This window comes from Streptomyces sp. NBC_00440 (genome assembly GCF_036014215.1).
Classification (GTDB): domain Bacteria; phylum Actinomycetota; class Actinomycetes; order Streptomycetales; family Streptomycetaceae; genus Streptomyces.
On sequence record NZ_CP107921.1, the window covers coordinates 4,717,873 to 4,738,784 of the forward strand.

The 20,912-nt window shown below is 69.4% G+C and carries 21 protein-coding genes; 15 read left to right on the forward strand and 6 right to left on the reverse strand.

The annotated features are described in order from the left end of the window. Nucleotides 1-72 precede the first annotated feature (72 nt). From OHB13_RS21265 to OHB13_RS21290, 6 genes are all read left to right on the forward strand, one after another. Nucleotides 73-1,308 carry a hypothetical protein gene (locus OHB13_RS21265; RefSeq protein WP_266854537.1) on the forward strand — a complete coding sequence of 412 codons (1,236 nt, stop codon included), beginning with the start codon at nucleotides 73-75 and terminating at the stop codon, nucleotides 1,306-1,308. A gap of 67 nt (nucleotides 1,309-1,375) precedes the next feature. Next, nucleotides 1,376-1,996, forward strand: coding sequence for a TlpA family protein disulfide reductase (locus OHB13_RS21270; RefSeq protein WP_328378156.1), 621 nt, complete (start codon nucleotides 1,376-1,378; stop codon nucleotides 1,994-1,996). 4 nt (nucleotides 1,997-2,000) lie between these two features. Beyond that, entirely contained in the window at nucleotides 2,001-2,774 is a 774-nt protein-coding gene (locus OHB13_RS21275) for a cytochrome c biogenesis CcdA family protein (protein WP_328378157.1), read from the forward strand. 7 nt (nucleotides 2,775-2,781) lie between these two features. Continuing rightward, nucleotides 2,782-4,548: a cytochrome c biogenesis protein ResB gene (gene resB, locus OHB13_RS21280; RefSeq protein WP_328378158.1), complete on the forward strand. Its 1,767-nt coding sequence runs from the start codon at nucleotides 2,782-2,784 to the stop codon at nucleotides 4,546-4,548. Further along, nucleotides 4,545-5,621: a c-type cytochrome biogenesis protein CcsB gene (gene ccsB / locus OHB13_RS21285; protein WP_266854530.1), complete on the forward strand. Its 1,077-nt coding sequence runs from the start codon at nucleotides 4,545-4,547 to the stop codon at nucleotides 5,619-5,621. The genes resB and ccsB overlap by 4 nt, the downstream gene beginning before the upstream one ends. Nucleotides 5,622-5,755: 134 nt before the next feature. After that, nucleotides 5,756-6,289 carry an SRPBCC domain-containing protein gene (locus OHB13_RS21290; protein WP_328378159.1) on the forward strand — a complete coding sequence of 178 codons (534 nt, stop codon included), beginning with the start codon at nucleotides 5,756-5,758 and terminating at the stop codon, nucleotides 6,287-6,289. On the opposite strand, the gene OHB13_RS21295 is transcribed toward OHB13_RS21290, so the two are convergent. The 4 genes from OHB13_RS21295 to OHB13_RS21310 form a co-directional block, all read right to left on the reverse strand. Continuing rightward, on the reverse strand, nucleotides 6,259-7,836 hold the full coding sequence (locus OHB13_RS21295; RefSeq protein ID WP_328378160.1) for a hypothetical protein: 1,578 nt from the start codon (nucleotides 7,834-7,836) through the stop codon (nucleotides 6,259-6,261). The two genes, OHB13_RS21290 and OHB13_RS21295, sit on opposite strands and share 31 nt — an antisense overlap. Further along, nucleotides 7,833-9,929, reverse strand: a complete 2,097-nt coding sequence (locus OHB13_RS21300) for a hypothetical protein (protein ID WP_328378161.1) — start codon at nucleotides 9,927-9,929, stop codon at nucleotides 7,833-7,835. The genes OHB13_RS21295 and OHB13_RS21300 overlap by 4 nt, the downstream gene beginning before the upstream one ends. A gap of 109 nt (nucleotides 9,930-10,038) precedes the next feature. Continuing rightward, the gene (locus OHB13_RS21305) at nucleotides 10,039-10,530 is read right to left on the reverse strand and encodes a nucleoside deaminase (RefSeq protein WP_266854524.1); all 492 of its coding nucleotides are present in this window, start codon (nucleotides 10,528-10,530) and stop codon (nucleotides 10,039-10,041) included. Between the two features lie 56 nt (nucleotides 10,531-10,586). Beyond that, nucleotides 10,587-10,958 carry a PLD nuclease N-terminal domain-containing protein gene (locus OHB13_RS21310; RefSeq protein WP_328378162.1) on the reverse strand — a complete coding sequence of 124 codons (372 nt, stop codon included), beginning with the start codon at nucleotides 10,956-10,958 and terminating at the stop codon, nucleotides 10,587-10,589. A 178-nt stretch (nucleotides 10,959-11,136) separates the two neighbouring features. On the opposite strand from OHB13_RS21310, the gene OHB13_RS21315 reads away from it, so the two are divergent. The 3 genes from OHB13_RS21315 (at nucleotide 11,137) to OHB13_RS21325 (ending at nucleotide 14,277) form a co-directional block, all read left to right on the forward strand. Continuing rightward, nucleotides 11,137-12,594 (forward strand): menaquinone biosynthesis decarboxylase, encoded by a 1,458-nt coding sequence (locus tag OHB13_RS21315; RefSeq protein ID WP_328378163.1) that lies wholly within the window; start codon nucleotides 11,137-11,139, stop codon nucleotides 12,592-12,594. Next, nucleotides 12,591-13,493, forward strand: a complete 903-nt coding sequence (mqnP, locus tag OHB13_RS21320) for a menaquinone biosynthesis prenyltransferase MqnP (RefSeq protein WP_328378164.1) — start codon at nucleotides 12,591-12,593, stop codon at nucleotides 13,491-13,493. Before OHB13_RS21315 ends, mqnP begins: the two co-directional genes overlap by 4 nt. A gap of 88 nt (nucleotides 13,494-13,581) precedes the next feature. Further along, nucleotides 13,582-14,277 (forward strand): UbiX family flavin prenyltransferase, encoded by a 696-nt coding sequence (locus tag OHB13_RS21325; protein WP_328380359.1) that lies wholly within the window; start codon nucleotides 13,582-13,584, stop codon nucleotides 14,275-14,277. Nucleotides 14,278-14,309: 32 nt separating this feature from the next. Here the strand turns inward: OHB13_RS21325 and OHB13_RS21330 are convergent, their stop codons facing one another. Then, complete coding sequence (locus OHB13_RS21330) at nucleotides 14,310-14,447, reverse strand: hypothetical protein (RefSeq protein ID WP_327299891.1); 138 nt, start codon at nucleotides 14,445-14,447, stop codon at nucleotides 14,310-14,312. 97 nt (nucleotides 14,448-14,544) lie between these two features. On the opposite strand from OHB13_RS21330, the gene OHB13_RS21335 reads away from it, so the two are divergent. The 6 genes from OHB13_RS21335 (at nucleotide 14,545) to OHB13_RS21360 (ending at nucleotide 19,975) form a co-directional block, all read left to right on the forward strand. Next, a complete protein-coding gene (locus tag OHB13_RS21335; protein ID WP_164259277.1) occupies nucleotides 14,545-15,000 on the forward strand; it encodes an Lrp/AsnC family transcriptional regulator in 456 nt (151 codons plus the stop codon). Nucleotides 15,001-15,123: 123 nt separating this feature from the next. After that, nucleotides 15,124-16,302 (forward strand): aminofutalosine synthase MqnE, encoded by a 1,179-nt coding sequence (mqnE, locus tag OHB13_RS21340; protein WP_266854516.1) that lies wholly within the window; start codon nucleotides 15,124-15,126, stop codon nucleotides 16,300-16,302. A gap of 76 nt (nucleotides 16,303-16,378) precedes the next feature. After that, nucleotides 16,379-16,903 carry a GNAT family N-acetyltransferase gene (locus OHB13_RS21345; protein ID WP_266854514.1) on the forward strand — a complete coding sequence of 175 codons (525 nt, stop codon included), beginning with the start codon at nucleotides 16,379-16,381 and terminating at the stop codon, nucleotides 16,901-16,903. A gap of 116 nt (nucleotides 16,904-17,019) precedes the next feature. Next, nucleotides 17,020-17,316, forward strand: a complete 297-nt coding sequence (locus tag OHB13_RS21350; protein WP_266854513.1) for a DUF4229 domain-containing protein — start codon at nucleotides 17,020-17,022, stop codon at nucleotides 17,314-17,316. 404 nt (nucleotides 17,317-17,720) lie between these two features. Then, the gene (locus OHB13_RS21355) at nucleotides 17,721-19,127 is read left to right on the forward strand and encodes a dicarboxylate/amino acid:cation symporter (RefSeq protein WP_328378165.1); all 1,407 of its coding nucleotides are present in this window, start codon (nucleotides 17,721-17,723) and stop codon (nucleotides 19,125-19,127) included. Between the two features lie 224 nt (nucleotides 19,128-19,351). Continuing rightward, entirely contained in the window at nucleotides 19,352-19,975 is a 624-nt protein-coding gene (locus tag OHB13_RS21360; RefSeq protein ID WP_328380360.1) for a TetR/AcrR family transcriptional regulator, read from the forward strand. Here OHB13_RS21360 and OHB13_RS21365 read toward each other — a convergent pair. Next, nucleotides 19,935-20,810 carry a MaoC/PaaZ C-terminal domain-containing protein gene (locus OHB13_RS21365; protein ID WP_328378166.1) on the reverse strand — a complete coding sequence of 292 codons (876 nt, stop codon included), beginning with the start codon at nucleotides 20,808-20,810 and terminating at the stop codon, nucleotides 19,935-19,937. The genes OHB13_RS21360 and OHB13_RS21365 overlap by 41 nt on opposite strands. Nucleotides 20,811-20,912 lie beyond the last annotated feature (102 nt).

A 20,912-nucleotide genomic window follows, 5' to 3' on the forward strand; every position in this document is an offset into this window, starting at 1 on the left:
ACGTTAATCCCATCATCTGACCGGTTGCCCGCTTGTATGGGCCGCCGGACGACGCAACAGATGGGTGACGCGATGAGCAACATGAGCAGGAGGGGCCTGCTGGGGCTGGGAGCCGGGGCTGCGGCCGCGGCCGGCCTGGCGGGCTGCGGTGCCGGCGGAAAGTCCACAGTCGGAAGTGCGCAAAAGGGAAGCCAGGGTGCGGGATCGGGCCCGCAGAAGAGTCCGGTCCGGCTGATCGGGGACGGGTCGACCGCCGACACCGGCCTCCAGCCGAATCAGCCGGACAAGCCGGTCCCGCTGGAGCCGGGGCAGACCCCGCCGCAGTTCGTGATTTTCTCCTGGGACGGCGCGGGAGAGGTCGGCAACGGCCTTTTCCCGCGATTCCTGAAACTCGCGAAAGAACACCAGGCCGGGATGACGTTCTTCCTCTCCGGGCTGTACCTGCTCCCCGAGTCGAAGAAATCGCTCTACCACCCGCCGAACAACCCGGTCGGCGCCTCCGCCATCGGTTATCTCAACGATGACCACATCAAGGCGACCATGAAGTACACGCGGCAGGCCTGGCTCGACGGCCACGAGATCGGGACGCACTTCAACGGGCATTTCTGCGGCACCACTTCGGGTTCGGTCGGGAACTGGACGCCCGAGCAGTGGCAGAGCGAGATCGACCAGGCCGTCTCGTTCGTCACCGAATGGCGTACGAACACCGGCTGGCACGACGAGCCCCCGCTGCCTTTCGACTACCGGAAGGAACTCGTCGGCAGCCGCACTCCGTGCCTGCTCGGTCAGGACAATCTGCTGCCCACGGCGAAGAAGCTCGGCTGGCGCTACGACGCCAGTTCGCCCGGCGGAATGCAGACATGGCCGGTCAAGCGCGGCGGACTCTGGGACCTCCCGCTCCAGCAGATCCCGTTCCCCGGGCACACCTTCGAGGTGCTCTCGATGGACTACAACATGCTGGCCAACCAGTCCAAGAATTCGACAAAGGGCATGACGTCGCAGTATCCGTACTGGCGCAAGCAGGCCGCCGACTCCTATTTCGCCGGATTCAAGCGGGCGTACGAATCGAACCGCGCGCCCATGTACATCGGCAACCACTTCGAGGAGTGGAACGGCGGCCTCTACATGGACGCCGTCGAGGAAGCAATGAAGAAGATCGCGGGCCGTCCCGACGTACGGCTCGTCTCCTTCCGGCAGTTCTGTGACTGGCTCGATGTACAGGACCCCGCTGTGCTCGACAAGCTGCGTACCCTCGAAGTCGGACAGCGGCCCGAGGGCGGTTGGAACAGTTTCCTTAAGGCTGCTTGACATCGGGCTTTCCGGGCAGTGAGGGGGGTGCCCGAGATCCGGGAAACGGCCATGCGAAACTTTTCACATGGCTCTTACGCGCCCTCTCCGCCGCCGCACCGACGTCCGCCGCGCCGCCCAGCTGGGCGCAGTGGTCGCGGTCTCCGCGCTCGCTCTGTCGGCGTGCGGATCCGGCGCCAAGGTGAGCAGTTCCCAGGGCTCCCGCTACGTCACCAGCAGCAGTGGCATTGTCACCGCGGCGAAAAGCGGGCGCCAGACCGCGCCCGAACTGTCCGGCAAGACCGTCGACGGCAAGACACTCGATGTGGCCGGCGCCTACAAGGGCAAGATCGTGGTGTTCAACGTCTGGGGCTCCTGGTGCCCGCCGTGCCGCGCCGAGGCCGGGAACCTGGCGAAGGTCTCCAGGGACCTCAAGTCCAAGGGCGTCGAGTTCGTCGGGATCAACACCCGTGACACCTCCACCGGTCCGGCCCAGGCGTTCGAGAAGAACTACGACGTCCCGTACCCGAGCCTCTACGACCCGAGCGGCAAGCTGCTGCTCCGCTTCCCGGCCGGCAGCCTGAACCCGCAGTCCATTCCCTCCACGGTCGTCGTCGACCGCAACGGGAAGATCGCGGCCCGGAAGGCGGGCGGGGTCGAGGAGGACACGCTGCGCAAGATGATCGACCCGCTGCTCACGGAGAAGTGATCCGGTGAGCGCGCTCGTCACCGTCGCCGCCGAATCCGGGATCAGCGGGACCGTCACCAACGGCGCCCTCCTGGTCGCCCTGCCCATCGCCGTACTGGGCGGGCTGATCTCCTTCTTCTCACCGTGCGTCCTGCCGCTGGTCCCCGGATATCTGAGTTACGTCACCGGGGTCAGCGGATCCGATCTCGCGCAGGCCAGACGCGGCCGGATGGCTGCGGGCGCCGCGCTGTTCGTCGTCGGCTTCACCGCCGTCTTCGTCTCGGGCGGTGCGCTCTTCGGTTACTTCGGGCACCGGCTCCAGGAGCACCAGAGCCTCATCAGCAGGATCCTCGGTGTGCTGATGATCCTGCTCGGGATCTTCTTCATGGGCATGATGCCCTGGCTCACCCAGCGCGAATTCCGCTTCCACAAGCGGCCGGTGACCGGCCTGGTCGGGGCCCCGCTGCTGGGGGCGCTGTTCGGTATCGGCTGGACACCGTGCCTGGGACCGACACTCGCGTCGGTGCAGGGCCTCGCCTTCGAGCAGGCGACCGCCGGCCGCGGCGCCATACTGACCGTGGCCTACTGCCTCGGTCTCGGAGTGCCGTTCGTGCTCGCGGCAGTGGCCTTCCGCAAGGCGCTCGGCGCCTTCGGCTGGGTCAAGAAGCACTACGCCTGGGTCATGCGCATCGGCGGGATCATGATGATCGTGACCGGACTGCTGCTCGTCACCGGCGCCTGGGACCGCATCATCCAGGAGATGCAGGTCTGGTCATCCGGCTACACGGTGGGGATCTGAGTTCCACATGAGCAAGACGACTGAAACGACGGACGCCACGAACCCGGAGGCCGAGAACCCGGAAGGCGCCCCTCCGGAAGAGGCCGCGGACACCGCCGGGAGCGACACCGCGGAGAGCGAGAACGACCTCGGCGCAGCCGGGTCGCAGCTCTCCACCGCGCCCAGGGAGGAACCGGTCTCCAGCCTCCCCGCCATGGGTGTCATCGGCTGGATCCGCTGGTTCTGGCGGCAGCTGACCTCGATGCGGGTCGCGCTGCTCCTGCTGCTTCTGCTGTCGCTGGGTGCGATCCCCGGCTCACTGATCCCGCAGACGAGCATCGACGCCCTGAAGGTCACCGACTTCAAGGCCAAGCACGATGTGCTCGCGCCGATCTACGACAAGCTGGGACTCTTCCACGTCTACAGCTCGGTCTGGTTCTCGGCGATCTACATCCTGCTGTTCATCTCCCTCATCGGCTGCATCGTGCCCCGCACCTGGCAGTTCGTCGGACAGCTGCGCGGCCGCCCGCCGGCCGCGCCCAAGCGGCTGACCCGGCTGCCCGCGTACACGACCTGGCGTACGGAGTCCGAGCCCGAGGCCGTCCGCGACGCCGCGCTCGCGATGATGAAGAAGCGCCGGTTCCGCGCGCACATCACCGGTGATGCCGTCGCGTCCGAGAAGGGCTTCCTGCGCGAGACCGGGAACCTGCTCTTCCATATCGCGCTGATCGTGCTCCTGGTCTCCTTCGCCAGCGGCCAGCTGTGGAAGTCCCAGGGCGGCAAGCTCGTCGTCGACGGCGACGGCTTCTCCAACACCCTCACCCAGTACGACGACTTCACGGCCGGCACGCTCTTCGACCCCGACAATCTGAAGCCGTTCAGCTTCACGCTGGACAAGTTCGTCGGCACGTACGAGAAGAACGGGCCCAACCGCGGCACGCCCCGCAAGTACGAAGCCCAGGTGACGTACTCCGACGGCGCGAACGGCAAGGACAAGAAGGGCGTCATCAAGGTCAACACGCCCCTGGAGATCGAGGGCTCGAAGGTCTACCTGGTCTCGCACGGCTACGCGCCGATCGTCGCGGTCAAGGACGCCAAGGGCAAGGAGATCTACCGCGACGCGGTGCCGCTGCTGCCGCTCGACTCCAACGCCACGTCGACCGGCGCCATCAAGGTGATGGACGGCTACCGCAACGCCGCGGGCAAGAAGGAGCAGCTCGGCTTCCAGACGATGTTCGTGCCGACCTACGCCGGCAAGGGCAAGGGCTCGATGTTCTCCACCTTCCCGGGGCTCGACTTCCCCGTGATGGCCGTCTCCGGCTTCCACGGCGACCTCGGGGTCGACTCCGGGCTGCCGCAGAGCGTGTACCAGCTCAACTCGAAGCACATGACGCAGTACAAGGACAGCAAGGGCAACAAGCTCGCCAAGCTCCTGCTGCCCGGCGAGACGATGAAGCTGCCGCACGGCGAGGGCTCGATCCAGTTCCTCGGTGTCAAGCAGTGGGCCAGCTTCAAGATCTCGCAGCAGCCCGGCACCGACTACGCGCTCGCCGGCGCGCTGGCGGCCATCGCGGGCCTCGCCGGATCGCTGTTCATCCAGCGCCGCCGTGTCTGGGTCCGCGCCGTACGGGGAGAGGACGGCGTGACCGTCGTGGAGATGGCCGGGCTCGGCCGGAGTGAATCCGCGAAGCTCCCCGAGGAGCTGGCCGACCTGGCCGCAACGCTCCATTCAGTGGCGCCGTCGGCGCCTGATTCCGCTGCATCCGCAGAGACTCCCGAAGGGGCCGAGAAGTGAATCTCGCCGCCGCAACCAATGAGCACCTGGCGAACATCAGCAACGTGCTCATCTATTCGTCGATGGCCGTCTACACGCTGGCCTTCTTCGCGCACATCGCGGAGTGGACGTTCGGCGCCCGCAGCAAGGTGGGCCGTACGGCCGCCGCGCTGACGACGACCACGGCCGCCGCCCCCGCCGTGCAGGTCAAGAAGCAGGGCGGTGGCACCGCCGTACTGGACCGGCCGAAGATCGTCACCCGGTCCGCGGCCGGCTCCCGCGATGTCCCCGACGGACCCGGCGCCGCCGGCGGCACCGAGAAGGGCGACCTGTACGGGCGGATGGCGATCTCGCTGACCGTCCTCGGGTTCCTCGTGGAGGCGGGCGGTGTGGTGGCCCGCGCCATGTCGGTGCAGCGGGCGCCGTGGGGCAACATGTACGAGTTCTCGATCACCTTCTCCTCGGTGGCGGTCGCGGCGTACCTGATCCTGCTCGTCACCAAGAAGAACGTCCGCTGGCTGGGGCTCGCCCTGGTCACCACGGTCCTGCTCGACCTCGGTGTGGCCACCACGGTGCTCTACACCAAGAGCGACCAGCTCGTCCCGGCGCTGCACTCGTACTGGCTGTGGATCCACGTCTCGACCGCGATCATCTGCGGCGCCATGTTCTACATGGGTTTCGTCGGCACCGCGCTCTACCTCTTCCGGGACCGCTACGAGGCCAAGCTCGCGCGGGGTGAGCAGCCGGGCGCCTTCGCCGATTCGGTGCTCTCGCGGCTGCCGTCCGCCGCGTCGCTCGACAAGTTCGCGTACCGCATCAACGCCGCGGTCTTCCCGCTCTGGACGTTCACGATCATCGCGGGCGCCATCTGGGCCGGCGACGCCTGGGGCACCTACTGGGGCTGGGACCCCAAGGAGACCTGGTCGTTCATCACCTGGGTCGTCTACGCCTGCTACCTGCACGCCCGCGCCACCGCGGGCTGGAAGGGCCGCAAGGCCGCCTATCTGGCGCTCTTCGCCTTCGCCTGCTGGATCTGGAACTACTACGGCGTGAACATCTTCATCAACGGCATGCACTCCTACGCCGGAGTCTGACAGCCGGCAGTCCGACAGCCACCAGTCCGACAGCCACCCAGTCCGACAGCCGGCAGAGGGCCGGTTCCCGACACGCGTCGGTGAACCGGCCCTCTTCCGGTGTGGAACACGCCTCTTGGGGCGAGGCTTGAACCATGACCGAGGCGATCGCACAGGGCACCAGCACCAGTCACGGGGACACCCACATCCTGCGGTTCGCCCTCTTCCTGCCGTACGCGGTGGCCCGGGTGTGGGGTGCGGTGGCCACCCCGGTGGGCCTGCGGCGGTGGCTCGCCACCGCCGATGTCTTCGAGTCGCGGCTCGGCGGCCGGGTCACGCTGCGCGGATCCGATGTGCCGGTGGTGGCCGCCGGGACCGTCACCGCCTGGGACGGCGAGCGGGTCGCCGAGTACACCTTCGCCGGACACGGCCGTATCCGCTTCCATCTGGAATCCGTCGGGGCCGAGGCGACCGTGGTGCGCTTCACCCACGAGTTCACCGGCCCCGACGACCGGCGGCCGGACGCGCTGGCCTGCTGGCACGAGCACTTCGAGCTGCTGCACGAGGCCCTGGAGGGCCACCCCCTGCGGCCGGGCGGGCCGGGCGGACCGGCCGGGCCCGCCGGGAGCGCCGAGCGACGCGAGGAACTGCGGGCCGCCTACCGGCCGCGCGGCGGCAGGCACTCCTGAGCCGGTGGCTTCTTCGTCTTCGCGGGCCAGGCGAGCTTCACGAACTCCTGGGTCCCCGTCTGCGTCAACTGCACTATGGCCACGGCCTTGTCGTACGGGTTCCCGTAGTTGTCCAGGCAGATCCAGCCGCTCGCGCCGTTCACCCGCAGCGGCCCTTGCAGCTTCGACCAGACCGCGCCGACGTCCTCGATGTCCGGCAGGACGCTGCTGCTCGCCCTGGCCCTGCGGATCCCGGTCACCGCGGTCGCCATTCCGTCGTACGCGATGATCGCCTGGCCGTCGGCCAGTGAGGCGTTGTCGATGGGGCCGATCGGCCCGACGCCGTTGCCCGAAGCCGTCGCCACCGCGTTGGTGAAGGCCGTGTAGTCGGCCGGGCTGCCGCCGGTCGCCGGCATGCCCGGGTCGGTGGCCTTCGACCAGGCGCCGGGGTGCGCGAGCGCGGCGTACTGGACGATGACCGGCTCCGCGCCCTTCTTGGGCTTCAGCGCCTTCTTGTTGAGCTTGGTGTCGTAGCCGAGGTACGAACCCTCGTCGCCGGTGAGGATGGTGAACTTCGTCCGTACACATATCCGGTTGCCCAGCGCGTTCACGAACTGCCGCAGCTGGGTGTGGCGGCCGGCGAAGAGGATCGTGTTCACATTGCGGGCCGAGCAGATCGCGTCGGTGATCTGCGCGAAGGTGTTGGCGGTCGAGCCGTCCTCGGACTGGTCGGGCGGCGAGGTGTACACCCGGTCCTCGTACGGGGCGCCCGCCAGCATTCCGTTGAAGGCGGCCCGCAGCGTCTCCGTGTAGTGGTCGCCGGGGTGCGTGTCGCGCACCAGGAGTGTCTTCTTCGGGTCGATGTCCGCGAAGTTCTTCAGCGCGTCGGCCTCGTCCTTGTTGGTCGGCGAGACCCGGGCGAGCCCCGGGAAGGGAATGCCGTTGGGGCCGTTGGAGATGTCGTCGGCCGTGATGGTGGTGCCGATCACCGGGATGTGGCTGGTGGTCAGCTCCTTGACCGCGTTGCGGGTGGCATCGCTGCTGGTCGCCACGCCGGAGACGGCGCGCAGATTGTCCGGGGCGCCCGTCATGCCCTTGAGCTTGCGCACCGTCGTGGGCCACTGGTCGCTGCCGATACCGGTGTTCGCGAGGACCAGCCGGATCTTCGGCACCTGGTCGTTGTCGTCGTGGTTGGCGCGGTACTGCTCCACGAACGCGCCCTGCGCCTCGTGCAGCACCTTGTTCGCCATGTCGCTGTCCGTCGAGGTCAGCGGCAGCAGCAGCGCCACCGTCGCGTACTGGCCCTTCTTGAGCGTCCGGTTCTCGCGGGCGATGGCCTGCGCCACCTCGTGCAGCGCGGGCCGCCCGAAGTCGTAACCGTCGCCGTTGACCCCTATGCACTCCGCCCCCTTCTCGGGGCGGTCGACGCCCTTCGCGCAGTGCAGGTCCGGGGTGTAGAGGGCGTACGCGGCGATGCCCGCACCGGCGAGCAGGACCAGGACCACCGCCGAGGTGAGGATGCGGCGCAGACCCGTGTACCAGAAGAACTCGCGGAACCTGTTGCTCACGGCGTGATGCCCCCTGGGTCGCTAGCGGTACGGTCCGGGCTCCGCCACTCCCGGACGGCCGACGGCCAGGTCCTGGAGGCGTGCCAGAGCACTTCGTTGCCGGTCGGATGCAGCGCCGACAGCTGGGCCAGCTCGTCGCCCATCTTCTCGGTGAGCCCTTCGTCGGGCAGCGCCAGCAGGTCGGTCAACTGCCATACGCAGTAGAGGAGTCGGCGGATGCGCAGATGGAACACGCGGTCGGTGCCGGGCGGCGGCTGCTGCGCGGAGTCGGTCCGTCCCAGCGCCACCGCGCGCCGTACGTCGTACTCCGCGAAGTGCGGCGCCGACGCGATGAAGCGCAGCTCGTCGAGCCAGGCGGCGGCGTCGGCCGCCCGGAAGGTGTCCCGCAGATGCGCGACGGCGTTCTCGGTGGTGCCGAGCGCCAGCTCGTGGTGGAGGCGGCGCGGAGCCAGCTCCGCGCAGTGGTCGCGCATCGTCTCCTGGACCTCGCGCCAGAGCTCCGAGGCCGACGCGGCCTCCCCGGTGGGGTGGCGCAGCCGGTGCAGCAGCAGGGTGCGCAGGAACGGGTCGCCGACGAAGTGGTCGGGCGCGGCCGGCCAGCACTCGTCGGCCAGCAGATCGCGCATCGGCAGGACGCCGGCCCGGCCGCCGTCGTGGTCGAGCCGGGCGGCGGCGAGCACTTCGGCGTCCGCCGTGCTGTGCGCTGCGGCCAGCACGGCGAGCCGGTCGAGCCTGGCCGGGGGCACCAGCTGCTGGAGCAGCTCGGTGGCGGTCGGGCGGCCCGGTTCGTCCTCGCGCAGCGCGACGGGCAGCGAGAGCAGCTCGCCCGGGGTGAGGTTCTCGGGGCCGCCGTCGACCGGCACGGTGGGCCCGGTCAGCTGGGCGGCCGCCTGCCCGGCGGCCTTCGTCAGCAGCGCCACCCCGAGCGGGCGCCCGCCGGTCAGCCGGTGGATGGAGCGGGCCAGCAGCGGCGGGGTCCGCATCCCCGGGTCCTCGCGGTCGAGCAGCTGGCTCACATGCTCCGGGCCCAGCTCCGTCAGCCCCACGGTGAGCGCGCCGGACGCGACTTCGGTGCCCCGCGTCCAGGGCGTGGAGTGGGTGACCTCGGGCAGCAGGCACCGCTCGGCCGAGTGCAGCGCCGGATGGTCGTCACCGCGCAGCGTGGCGATGAAGACGACCTGGTCAAGACGGCCCGCCGCACGGTCGCGCAGCACCGGCTCCAGGAGCCTGCGGCCCAGCGGCGCCTGCACGTTGTCGAGCAGCACCAGCGGCCTGCCGACCCGGCGCAGCCGCCCCATCCCCTGGTAGGCGGCCCGCAGATCGGCGCGGAGCGCCCCCACGAGATGCCGCTCGGCGAGCGCGCGGGCGTCGCTGTCGCGCTCCCGGTGGAACTGCAGGGCCAGCAGACTCAGCCCGCGCTTGGCGTGGCCGCCGGCGCCCGGGTAGTCCCCGTACCAGTTGGCCGCGGCGCGCTGGCCCCGGTCGAAGAGGTCTTCGAGCAGGGACTCGACGGTGGTCTCCACGATGACGTCGAGACCGGGCGGCGCGCCCGTCCACAGTGCGGCGAACTTCGCCGTGAGCTTGACGAGCCAGCCCTTGCCCAGGCTCTTGAGCCGCGCCCCCGACTCCACCAGCAGGCCGAGCCGCAGCGCCTCGTCGTGCACCTGCTGGCTGTTGTTCGGGTCCCACCCGGTGGAGGCGATGGCCATCAGACCGGCGGCCAGCCGGGGGAACTCTATGGCTCCGGCGCCCCGCACGGCCGGACCCAGCTGCTCGCCGAGGACGGAGAGTGCCTCGGTGGCCGGCGACCAGAAGGGCGCGCGCCGGTGCCCTGACGGCAGCGCCGCGAAGTCCGGGTGCTCGCAGTCGATGAGTGCGACGGGGGTACGGCCGCGGTAGTTGGTGCGGAGCTGTTTGAGCACGACGGTCTTGCCCATGCCGCGCCCACCGGTGAGTACGGTCACCGGCAGGTCGTCCCGGCGGCCCCCGAACGCCTCGACGGGCGTCTGCTGGAAACCGTGCGGCGGCAGACCGATGAGCCGCGGTGCGAGACCGTGGAGGAGACCGCCCCGTGCGTACAACTCCCTTTCCACAGCACCTCCCACGCCGGTGTGCGCAGATGTCACTGCGTCAACATCAGCTTACCGAGGGTGGGTTGGCAGGGGCATAGGCTTTCGGGCGCCGGGAAGCGGACGGCGCCCCTCACTCCGCGCCAATGTCCTCGTTCCACAGCTCCGGGCTGCGTGTGATGAAGTCCCGCATCAGCGCGGTGCATTCGGCGTCGTCGAGCACGACGACGCGTACCCCGTGCTCCGCCAGCCAGTCGTGGCCGCCGTGGAAGGTGGCGGCCTCGCCGACCACCAGCCGGGAGATCCCGAACTGCCGGACCAGGCCGCTGCAGTACCAGCAGGGCGAGAGCGTGGTGACCATGGTCGTGCCCCGGTACGACCGCTGCCGCCCCGCGGCGCGGAAGGCGGACGTCTCGGCGTGCGTCGACGGATCGCCGTCCTGGACCCGCCGGTTGTGCCCGCGGCCCAGCAGCGTGCCGTCCGCCCCGTACAGCGCGGCCCCGATCGGGATGCCGCCCTCCGCGAGCCCGGCCCGCGCCTCGGCGACCGCCGTGGCCAGCCACCGCCGCGCCAGAGCGCGGTCCGGAACGGCCTGACCGATGCCCGTATCCATATCCATGTCCATGCGCCTGTCCATCTCCGTCAGCCCCGTCCGTCAGCCCCGTCCGTCCGGCCCTGCTGTCAGGTCGCGTCCTCGCCGCTCTCGCGGCGGCGCAGCTCGTTCTCGCGGCGGCGCAGGTCCGCCTCCCAGTCCTTGAGCACCGATTCGTCCTTCGCGCTGTCCTTCTTGTTCCCCTTGCGCAGGCTGTTGAGGAACTCCGGATTGTCGTCCGGCGCCGTCCAGACGGCCCGCCCGCCGCCCGCCCCGCGCCGTGTCCGGCCCACCGCGATCCATGCGACGGGCCCGACGAGCACCTCGCCGAAGAGCAGGATGACGATGACCCACACGACCTTGGGCAGACCGCGGACCTCCTCCTCGGGCGTGTTCAGGCAGTCGATGAACGCGTAGATCCAGAGCGCCAGGACCAGCAGGAAGGGCAGATACCTGAGCATGGTCGAACGTTCCCCCCGGGAATTGCTGCGAGACGTCCGCAACGCCCCGATGACGGCCACAGGGTAGCGGTCGGACACCGGCCGCCGCGCGGCTCGCCGCCGCGCACCGGCCGGCCCCCGTCCCGCCCGGCACATGGCGGGCTCCGGCTTCACCGCTGGGGATGACAGACTGGACCGCATGGCTTACGACGATCTTCGCTCGCTGCTCAGGGCGCTGGAGCGCGACGGCGACCTCAAGCGCATCAAGGTCGAGGTCGACCCCCATCTGGAGGTCGGGGAGATCGTCGACCGCGTCAACAAGGCGGGCGGCCCGGCGCTGCTCTTCGAGAACGTCAAGGGCGCGTCGATGCCCCTGGCGATGAACGTCTTCGGCACCGACCGGCGGCTGCTCAAGGCCCTCGGCCTCAGCTCGTACGACGAGATCAGCGACCGGATCGGCGGCCTGCTCAAGCCCGAGCTGCCGCAGGGCTTCGTCGGCGTACGGGAAGCCTTCGGCAAGCTGGGCACGATGGTCCACGTACCGCCGAAGAAGGTGAAGCCGGAGGCCGCCCCCGTCCAGGAAGTGGTCCTCACCGGCGACGACGTGGACCTCGACCGCCTCCCGGCGCTCTTCACCTGGCCCGAGGACGGCGGCTCCTTCTTCAACCTCGGGCTCACGCACACCAAGCACCCCGAGACCGGTATCCGCAACCTCGGGCTCTACCGGCTCCAGCGTCACGACAAGCGCACCATCGGGATGCACTGGCAGATCCACAAGGACAGCCGCAACCACTACGCGGTGGCCGCCAGGAAGGGCGAGCGGCTGCCCGTCGCCATCGCCTTCGGCGCGCCGCCCGCCGTGACGTACGCCTCGACGGCCCCGCTCCCCGAGGACATCGACGAGTACCTCTTCGCCGGCTTCGTACAGGGCAAGCGGATCGAGCTGGTCGACTGCAGGACGGTCCCGCTCCAGGTCCCCGCCCAGGCCGAAGTCGTCCTGGAGGGCTGGCTGGAGCCCGGCGAGACGCTGCCCGAGGGCCCCTTCGGCGACCACACCGGCTTCTACACCCCGCAGGAACCGTTCCCCGCACTGACGATCGACTGCGTCACGATGCGCCGCCGTCCGCTGCTCCAGTCGATCGTCGTCGGCCGCCCGCCGACCGAGGACGGCCCGCTGGGGAGGGCGACGGAACGCTTCTTCCTGCCGCTGCTCAAGATCATCATTCCGGACATCGTGGACTACCACCTGCCCGAGTCGGGCGGCTTCCACAACTGCGCGATCGTCTCGATCGACAAGAAGTACCCGAAGCACGCCCAGAAGGTGATGCACGCCGTCTGGGGCGCGCACATGATGTCGCTCACCAAACTGATCGTCGTGGTGGACGCGGACTGCGATGTGCACGATCTGCACGAGGTGTCCTGGCGGGCCCTCGGCAACACGGACTACGCACGTGACCTGACCGTCGCCGAAGGCCCGGTCGACCACCTCGACCACGCCTCCTACCAGCAGTTCTGGGGTGGCAAGGCCGGTATCGACGCGACCAGGAAGTGGCCCGAGGAGGGCTACACCCGGGACGGCGGCTGGCCCGAGATGGTGCGGTCCGACCCTGCTGTCGCCGACCGGGTGACGAAGCGCTGGAAGGAGTACGGCCTGTGAGCGCATCCGCCGCCGCGCTGCCGCAACCGGGCAGGACCAAGGCGTTCCTCCGCCTGGTGATGATCGAGCACTCGGTCTTCGCGCTGCCCTTCGCGTACATCGCCGCACTGACCGCGATGTACCGGCTGGACGGCAACATCCACTGGGGGCGGCTGCTCCTGGTGACCGTCGCGATGGTCGGCATGCGTACCTTCGCGATGGCCTGCAACCGCATCATCGACCGGGAGATCGACGCCCGGAACCCGCGCACCGCCTCCCGCGAACTGGTCACCGGCGCGGTCTCGGTGAAGTCGGCCTGGACGGGGGCGGGGGTCGCGGTCGTCGTCTTCCTCGTCGCGGCGGCCGCGCTGAACCCGCTGTGCCTGGCGCTCGCGCCCATCGCGGTCATCCCGATGGTGGTCTATCCGTACGGGAAGCGCTTCACCAACTTCCCGCACGCGATCCTCGGCCTCGCGCAGGCCATCGGCCCGGTCGGCGCCTGGCTGGCGATCACCGGCCAGTGGTCCTGGGACGCGGTCATCCTCGGCCTCGCGGTCGGTATCTGGATCGGCGGCTTCGACCTGATCTTCGGCTGCCAGGACGTCCAGGCGGACCGCGCGGACGGAGTGAAGTCGGTGCCGGCCCGCTTCGGCATCCCGGCCGCGCTGTACGGCGCCCGCGCCTGTCACGCGGTGACCACGGCCCTGCTGGTCTGGTACGGGGTGGCGACGGACGCCGGAGCGTTCTTCTGGGCCGGCCTGGTGATCGTCGCGGTGGCCTTCGTCTACGAGCACAACGTCGTGAAGCCGCACGACCTGTCCCGGCTGAACCGGGCCTTCTTCTCGGTCAACGGCTTCATCGGGATCGCCCTGTTCGTGTGCGCCCTGCTCGATCTGCTGGTGCGGGGCCTGACGGTGTGACACCCGTCCGGGCCGCCCCTCGTCGGCGACCCGCCTCCCGTCTCCGGCCGGCCGGACGGGCCCGGATAGGCTCGGACACGTGGAGCGCGTGAATGTACACAGTCAGCAGCCGCGGCGGCCGTGGATCGTCGGGGTCTCCGGGGCGTCCGGTACGCCCTACGCGGCGGCAGTGCTCCGCGGGCTGCTCGACGCGGGCGAGGCCGTGGACCTGGTGGTCAGCCGCTCGTCGCGGCTGACGCTGCTGGACGAGACCGGGATCGCCTTCCGCGACGCGCACTGGCCGGAGGATCTGCGGACCTGGCTGGCCAGGGGCGCGGACGGGAAGCCGGACACCTTCGCGGTGGACCCGGGCCTCTTCGCGGAGGGGACCGGAGCGGTACGGCACTGGGCCGCCGGGGATCTGGCCGCCGGGCCGTCCTCCGGTTCGTACCCGGTCAAGGGCATGATCATCGTCCCGGCTTCCACCGCCTGCGTGGCGGGGGTCGCGCTCGGGCTCTCGAAGGACCTGCTCCAGCGGGTGGCGAGCGTGACGCTCAAGGAGCGGCGCCCGCTGGTGGTCGCGGTGCGGGAGACCCCGCTCAGCGGTCAGACCCTGCGCCACCTGGTGTCCCTGGACGAGGCGGGCGCCGTGGTGCTGCCCGCCTCTCCGGCGTTCTACGCGGGAGCGACGCACATCCAGGATCTGGTGGACTTCGTCGCGGGGCGGGTGCTCGATGCGGCAGGGGTGCCGCACCGGCTGTACCGCCGCTGGGAGGGAGAGCTCGGTGGCTCCCGCAAGGACTGACGTACTCGGGCGGTCATGGAACCGCCCGGCGGTCAGCGCTTCTTGGCGTGCCGCTTCGTACGGCGGGCCGGGGCTGCGGCGGCGAGCCGCTGGTCACGCGAACGGTTGGCCTGGTCCTGAAGCTCGCGCATCCGGGCGTAGGCCATCTCGATCGTGTACACGGTGAACATCACTCCTGATGGAAGATTCGCAGGGCGTTTTCCCTGCATGCCTTAGATTCTATACGTAAACTCGCGATATTGCTGAACAATGGAAGGCTTCAACAGTATGGACGCGGTGGACAGGCAGCTCATCCAGGCGCTGCGGGAGAACGGCAGGGCCTCCTACGCCGAGCTCGGCCGGCTGGTCGGGCTCTCCGGGCCCAGCGTCACCGACCGCATCAACCGCCTTGAGGCGGCCGGAGTGATCACCGGTTACCGCGCCACCGTCGACGCCAAGTCCCTCGGCCTCGGGGTGACCGCGCTCATCGGTATCTCGCTCTCGGACGCCGCCGACCACGAGGACGTGGCCCACCGGCTCAAGGACCTGGCCGAGATCGAGGACGCCTGGTTCATCGCGGGCGACGACTCGTACATGCTCAAGGTCAGGGTGGACGACGTGGACGGTCTGGAGCGCACGATCCGCCGGCTCAGCGGCACCCGGGGCGTCTCCCGCACCCGCACCACGATCGTGCTCTCCACCAAGTGGGAGAACCGGGTCGGAGAGCTGCCCGAGCCGAGCTGACCCCGGCCCCGGCACCGGGAGCGAGGCGGTTGCCGGCCGGGTGCCAGCCGGGTCCCGGAGCCGCGCGGGCGGGGGAGTACGGTTGGCTGGTTGTTTACGTACGCATATGGGAGGCGGCCGCACATGACTGCGTCGATCAACGATGTAGGCCTCAAGCGCGAGATCGAGGCAAAGGTCCGGGCCGGTGAGCGGCTGACCCGTGAGGACGGCGTCGCGCTCTACGAGACGGACGACCTGGCCTGGCTCGGCGGCCTCGCCCACGAGGTGCGTACGCGCAAGAACGGCGACGTTGTCCACTTCAACGTCAACCGGCACCTCAACATGACCAATGTGTGCACCGCCTCGTGCGCCTACTGCTCGTTCCAGCGCAAGCCGGGCGAGAAGGACGCGTACACGATGCGTATCGAGGAGGCCGTCCGCCTCGCGAAGGCGATGGAGGGCGACAACCTCACCGAGCTGCACATCGTCAACGGCCTCCACCCGACGCTGCCGTGGCGGTACTACCCGCGCTCGCTCAGCGCGCTGAAGGAAGCCCTCCCGCAGGTCGCCCTCAAGGCGTTCACCGCGACGGAGATCCACCACTTCGAGACGATTTCCGGGCTCTCCGCTTCGGAGATCCTGGACGAGCTGATCGAGGCCGGCCTCGAATCGCTGACCGGTGGCGGCGCCGAGATCTTCGACTGGGAGGTCCGGCAGCACATCGTCGACCACGCCACCCACTGGGAGGACTGGTCGCGCATCCACCGCCTCGCCCACGAGAAGGGTCTCAAGACCCCGGCGACGATGCTCTACGGCCACATCGAGGAGCCGCGCCACCGCGTGGACCACGTCCTGCGACTGCGTGAACTCCAGGACGAGACCGGCGGCTTCCAGGTCTTCATCCCGCTGCGCTACCAGCACGACTTCGTGGACATGAAGGACGGCAAGGTCCGCAACAAGCTCCAGGTGCGGACCACGATGGCCACCGGCGCCGAGGCGCTGAAGACCTTCGCGGTGTCCCGGCTGCTCTTCGACAACGTCCCGCACGTGAAGGTCTTCTGGCCCATGCACGGCGTCCAGACCTCGCAGCTCGCGCTGCAGCACGGCGCCGACGACATGGACGGCTCGGTGGTCGAGTACAAGATCACCCACGACGCCGACAACTACGGCACGCCGAACAAGCTCGGCCGCGAGGACCTGCTCGAACTCATCCGTGATGCGGGCTTCCGCCCGGTCGAGCGCAACACGCAGTACGAGATCGTCCGCGAGTTCGACGGACCGGACCCGGCCCGCCGTGACGCCCCGCAGCCGATGCGCTTCTGAACGGGTCGCGCTCTCCCTGCCTCGATGACGGAACCCCGGGCACGGCCGGGGTTCCGTGCTTTCCTACGCTGGTCGTATGAGCCTCACGTTTGAACTGGACCCGCGGATGGACGCCAGGCTGCGGGACGAAGTGGCCGCGCTCTGGGCGGATGTGTCGAACGCCGGCGGCGCCGTCGGCTTCGTCCCGCCGGTCACGTCCGACGACGTCCGCCCGGAACTGATCAAACATCTGACCGCGATGACCGAGGGCCGGGTCCGGCTGCTGGTCGGCCGCGACGAGAGCGGCACGGTCGCCGCCACCGCTTTCCTCACGCTCAACACGCACCGCCTGATGCGCCACTGGATCTGGCTGTACACCGTGATGGTCCACCCCTCCCACCAGGGCAAGGGGTACGGCCGCCACCTGATGACAGCGGCGGCGGACGCCGCCCGCACCCTCGACGGCATCGAGGCGATCCGCCTCACCTGCCGGGGCGGCACCGGGGTGGACCGGTTCTACGAGTCCTGCGGCTACAAGGAAGTGGGCCGGGTGCCGGACGCGATCCGGGTCGCCCCCGGCGACGACCGCGACGACATCATCATGTACCTGCCGCTGCTCTGACCCCGACGCGCCGCACCCCTACCCCGGCCGGGGTGATCGCAAGTGGGGCGTGCTTCACTTGTCGGGCAGGTCCTGAAGCACCAGCGATCATCGGTACGAAGAGAGAGGCCCCACCCGTGTCTGTAGCCAACCCGGGCGCCACGATCCGCTACACCGCGATGCGGATCGTCATCTTCATGGGATCCCTGGTCTTCTGCGCGGTCCTCGTCCACTTCGGCATCATCCCCAAGGGACTCGGCGGCTCCAACTTCATCTGGACGATCCTGCTGGCGCTGGTCATCTCCGCGCCGCTCAGCTTCGTCCTGCTGCGCAAGCAGCGCGACAAGATGTCCGAGCAGCTGATCAACAAGGTCGAGCGGGCCAAGGTCAAGCTGGAGGCCAACCGTACGCAGGAGGACGGCCTCACCCAGTAGGCCGTCGGCTTCCGTTCCACCCGCGGCCCCGCAGCCGTCCCAAGGCGCGGGCAAGCACCGTAAGTTACGTCACACACGCCGGGAACCCCGGGCCGGAGCGAGTCGCTCCAGCACCGGGGTCCCGGCGTTTTCGCGTACTGCCGCGCCCCTGCCCCAAAGAACGGCTTTGAGGCACTCAAAGTTCAAGTGTTAACGTGTTCGACATGAAGACAGCCGTGCGCCCGCATCCCAGGAGCCCTGCGCTCGTGGAGCGCCTGCATGTCGATCTCTGCCGCTGCATGTCCGCGGCCTGTCGCCGCTTCTGATCGGCCTCATGCGGCGGCGCCCCCACTGACAGGCGCCGCGCCCCCGTCCCCCCGTGCTCCGTACCGAGCACACAGCTGCGTCCTCACCGGAGTGTCCCCATGTCCGCAGGTCCCGCGAGTTCCGAGGATTCCGCCGCGAATCCCACGGCGCCTTCCACCGCCGACTCGACCGGCAGTCCCAGCGCCGGTCCGGCGAAGTCCCGAATATCCGACAAGTTCCCGTTCTGGGCCCAGATCATCGCCGGTCTGGTCCTGGGTGTCCTGCTCGGCTGGCTCGCCCGCAGCCAGGACATCAGCTGGCTCAAGTCCACGCTGGAGCACGTCGGCGGCATCTTCATCCAGCTGCTGAAGCTGGCGGTCGCCCCGCTCGTCTTCTTCGCGATCCTGGTGTCGATCACCAATCTCCGCAAGGTCAACAACGCGGCCCGGCTGGCCACCCGCACGGTGATGTGGTTCATGATCACGTCACTGATCGCGGTCGTCATCGGCCTCGCGATCGGCCTGATCACCAACCCCGGCGCGGGCACCGGTCTCACGCCCAAGGACGGCAAGGCGCCCGACGGGTCCGGCTCCTGGATCGACTTCCTGACCGGCATCGTGCCGACGGACGTCGTCACGCCGTTCACCCAGCTGAACGTCCTGCAGATCGTCTTCATGGCCGCCGTCGCCGGTATCGCCGCACTCCAGCTCGGCGCGAAGGCGGAGCCGATCCTCAAGATCAGCGAGGCCGTACTCGAACTGCTCCAGAAGGCCCTGTGGTGGGTCATCCGCCTCGCGCCGCTGGGCACCATCGGCCTGATCGGCTTCGCCATCGCCGACTACGGCTGGGACCTGATCGGCAAGTACGCGACGTTCACCGCCGACATCTACGTCGGTTGCGCGATCGTGCTGTTCGTGGTCTACCCGGTGCTGCTCGCGACGGTCGCCAAGGTCAACCCGCTGCAGTTCTTCAAGGGCGCCTGGCCCGCGATCCAGCTGGCGTTCGTCTCCCGCTCCTCGGTCGGCACCATGCCGGTCACCCAGCGGGTCACCGAGCGCCTCGGGGTGCCGAAGGAGTACGCCTCCTTCGCGGTGCCGTTCGGCTCGACCACCAAGATGGACGGCTGCGCCTCGATCTACCCGGCGATCGCCGCGATCTTCATCGCGCAGATCTTCGACGTACACCTCGGAATCCAGGACTACGTGCTGATCGCCTTCGTCTCGGTCATCGGCTCGGCGGCCACCGCCGGACTGACCGGTGCGACCGTGATGCTGACGCTGACCCTCTCCACGCTGGGGCTCCCGCTGGAGGGCGTGGGCCTGCTGATGGCGATCGACCCGATCCTGGACATGATGCGCACCGCGACGAACGTCGCCGGCCAGGCTCTGATTCCGGTCATCGTCTCGGCGCGCGAGAAGATCCTGGACCTCGACGCGTTCAACTCCGCTTCGGCCTCCCCGGTCGACGAGCGCGAGGTGCACGCCGCCGACGTCGAGGAGAAGCAGTCCGTTCCGGTCGCGGCCTGACTCACCTGACAGGCCTGACACATCTGACCGGCCTGACAGACCTGGCAGTCCCGGCAGACCTGACAGTCCCAGCAGATCTGACCGCTGCTTGATCGTTCACTTCACGCCACCCGGCCCCTCTCCGTACGACGGAGAGGGGCCGGACCCGTACCCTTGCCTGGTGTGTACCAACTGGCTGGAGGGGCTCTGAGGTGGGTGCAGTCAAGGCGGCCAAGGCCAAGCGGATGCCGAGGGCGGTGCGCGAGCGGCAGATGATGGACGCTGCCGTGCGGACCTTCGGGCAGCGCGGATACCGGGCCGCCTCGATGGACGAGATCGCCGAACTGGCGGGCGTGTCCAAGCCCTTGATCTATCTGTACCTGAACTCCAAGGAAGAGCTCTTCACTGCGTGCATCCGCCGGGAGGCCCAGTCCCTGGTCGCCGCGGTACGCGCCGGGGTGGACCCGGCGGACCCCGCGGACCAGCAGCTGTGGCACGGCGTCGGCGCCTTCTTCGAGCACACCCGGGGCCATCAGGACGGCTGGAACATCCTGCACCACCAGGCGCGTACGCACGGGGAGCCGTTCGCCGCCGAAGCCGCAGCGATGCGCGACGAGATCACGAACTTCGTGACGGGCCTGATCGCGGCGGCCGCCCGCGAGGCGCACCGCGACCCGGCCCTGCCGGACGGCGATGTGGCGGGACTCGCGCAGGCCTTGGTGGGTGCGGCGGAATCCCTCGCCGGATGGGCGAACGGGATGCCCGGAGTCCCGGCCAGGGAAGCCGCGTCGACGCTGATGAACTTCGCCTGGTCGGGCCTGGAGAACCTTATGAACGGGGAGCGCTGGGCGCCGTCACCGCGCCCGTGAGGTGGATCCGTTCCGCCCCGTGGGGCCCCTGGCTCAGGACCTGGAAGGCACCCGCTCCGGCGGTGTACGTCACGGTCCCCGGCAGCAGCACCGGCGCCCTGAACTCGACGCGTACGTGGACGTCTTCGGGGGTCCCGACGGCGGCCAGACAGCGTGCGGCGGTCCACATGCCGTGCGCGATGGCGCGCGGGAAGCCGAAGAGCTTCGCGGTGAGGGGGTGGAGGTGGATCGGGTTTCGGTCACCGGAGACGGCACCGTACCGGCGGCCCAGGCCGGCGGGGAGCTCCCAGGTGGCGGTGGTGAGGGCGTGGCGCGCGGCCTGCGGCGGCGCGTCCGGCGTACGGGCTGCCACGCCTTCGGGCGCCGGGTGCCGGGCCAGATACGTACTCCGCGACTCCCAGACCGGCTCACCGGCCACCCGCGCCTCGGTCACCATGACGACTTCGGTACCACGCCGGTGTGCCCTCAACCCGTCGGCGTAGACGGCGAGTTCGAGCTCATCGCCCGGATGCAGAGCCCGCCGCCGGGTGATCTCGATACCGGTATGGACGAGCCCGAGAACCGGCAGCGGGAAGGCCCGCGCGGACATCAGCCGCATGGCCTGCGGAAAGCCGAGGACATGCGGATACGTGAGGGGGAGCGGGCCGCCCCGCTCGAAGCCGCAGACCCGCGCGTACGAGTCAAGACGCCCGGGATCGATACGCACCCCGCCCCGCACCAGCCGGGTCGCGGGCAGGGGCGCCTCGGCCGACACCCCACGCTTGAAGGGCGAGGCAACCGCCCCACGCACCATGGAGGGCAGCAGGCCGGGGGAGCGCGTGAGGCGGTCACTCATGGTCCGGGCTCCGTGATCCGTAATCCGTAAGGTATTTACTCCAGAGTAAGGTTACCCGCGGGTCGGGCGTTGGTCGAGGTGGCCGGGGTTCTGCGGCTGCGG

Coding starts and splice junctions, on each gene's coding strand:
- OHB13_RS21310 (WP_328378162.1), bottom strand. CDS start 10,958: ATGCTCAGGTATCTGCCCTTCCTGCTGGTCCTGGCGCTCTGGATCTAC.
- OHB13_RS21360 (WP_328380360.1), top strand. CDS start 19,352: ATGCCGAGGGCGGTGCGCGAGCGGCAGATGATGGACGCTGCCGTGCGG.
- OHB13_RS21335 (WP_164259277.1), top strand. CDS start 14,545: ATGGACGCGGTGGACAGGCAGCTCATCCAGGCGCTGCGGGAGAACGGC.
- mqnE (WP_266854516.1), top strand. CDS start 15,124: ATGACTGCGTCGATCAACGATGTAGGCCTCAAGCGCGAGATCGAGGCA.
- OHB13_RS21355 (WP_328378165.1), top strand. CDS start 17,721: ATGTCCGCAGGTCCCGCGAGTTCCGAGGATTCCGCCGCGAATCCCACG.
- OHB13_RS21330 (WP_327299891.1), bottom strand. CDS start 14,447: ATGTTCACCGTGTACACGATCGAGATGGCCTACGCCCGGATGCGCGAG.
- OHB13_RS21270 (WP_328378156.1), top strand. CDS start 1,376: ATGGCTCTTACGCGCCCTCTCCGCCGCCGCACCGACGTCCGCCGCGCC.
- OHB13_RS21290 (WP_328378159.1), top strand. CDS start 5,756: ATGACCGAGGCGATCGCACAGGGCACCAGCACCAGTCACGGGGACACC.
- OHB13_RS21315 (WP_328378163.1), top strand. CDS start 11,137: ATGGCTTACGACGATCTTCGCTCGCTGCTCAGGGCGCTGGAGCGCGAC.
- OHB13_RS21365 (WP_328378166.1), bottom strand. CDS start 20,810: ATGAGTGACCGCCTCACGCGCTCCCCCGGCCTGCTGCCCTCCATGGTG.
- OHB13_RS21305 (WP_266854524.1), bottom strand. CDS start 10,530: ATGGACATGGATATGGATACGGGCATCGGTCAGGCCGTTCCGGACCGC.
- resB (WP_328378158.1), top strand. CDS start 2,782: ATGAGCAAGACGACTGAAACGACGGACGCCACGAACCCGGAGGCCGAG.
- OHB13_RS21265 (WP_266854537.1), top strand. CDS start 73: ATGAGCAACATGAGCAGGAGGGGCCTGCTGGGGCTGGGAGCCGGGGCT.
- OHB13_RS21345 (WP_266854514.1), top strand. CDS start 16,379: ATGAGCCTCACGTTTGAACTGGACCCGCGGATGGACGCCAGGCTGCGG.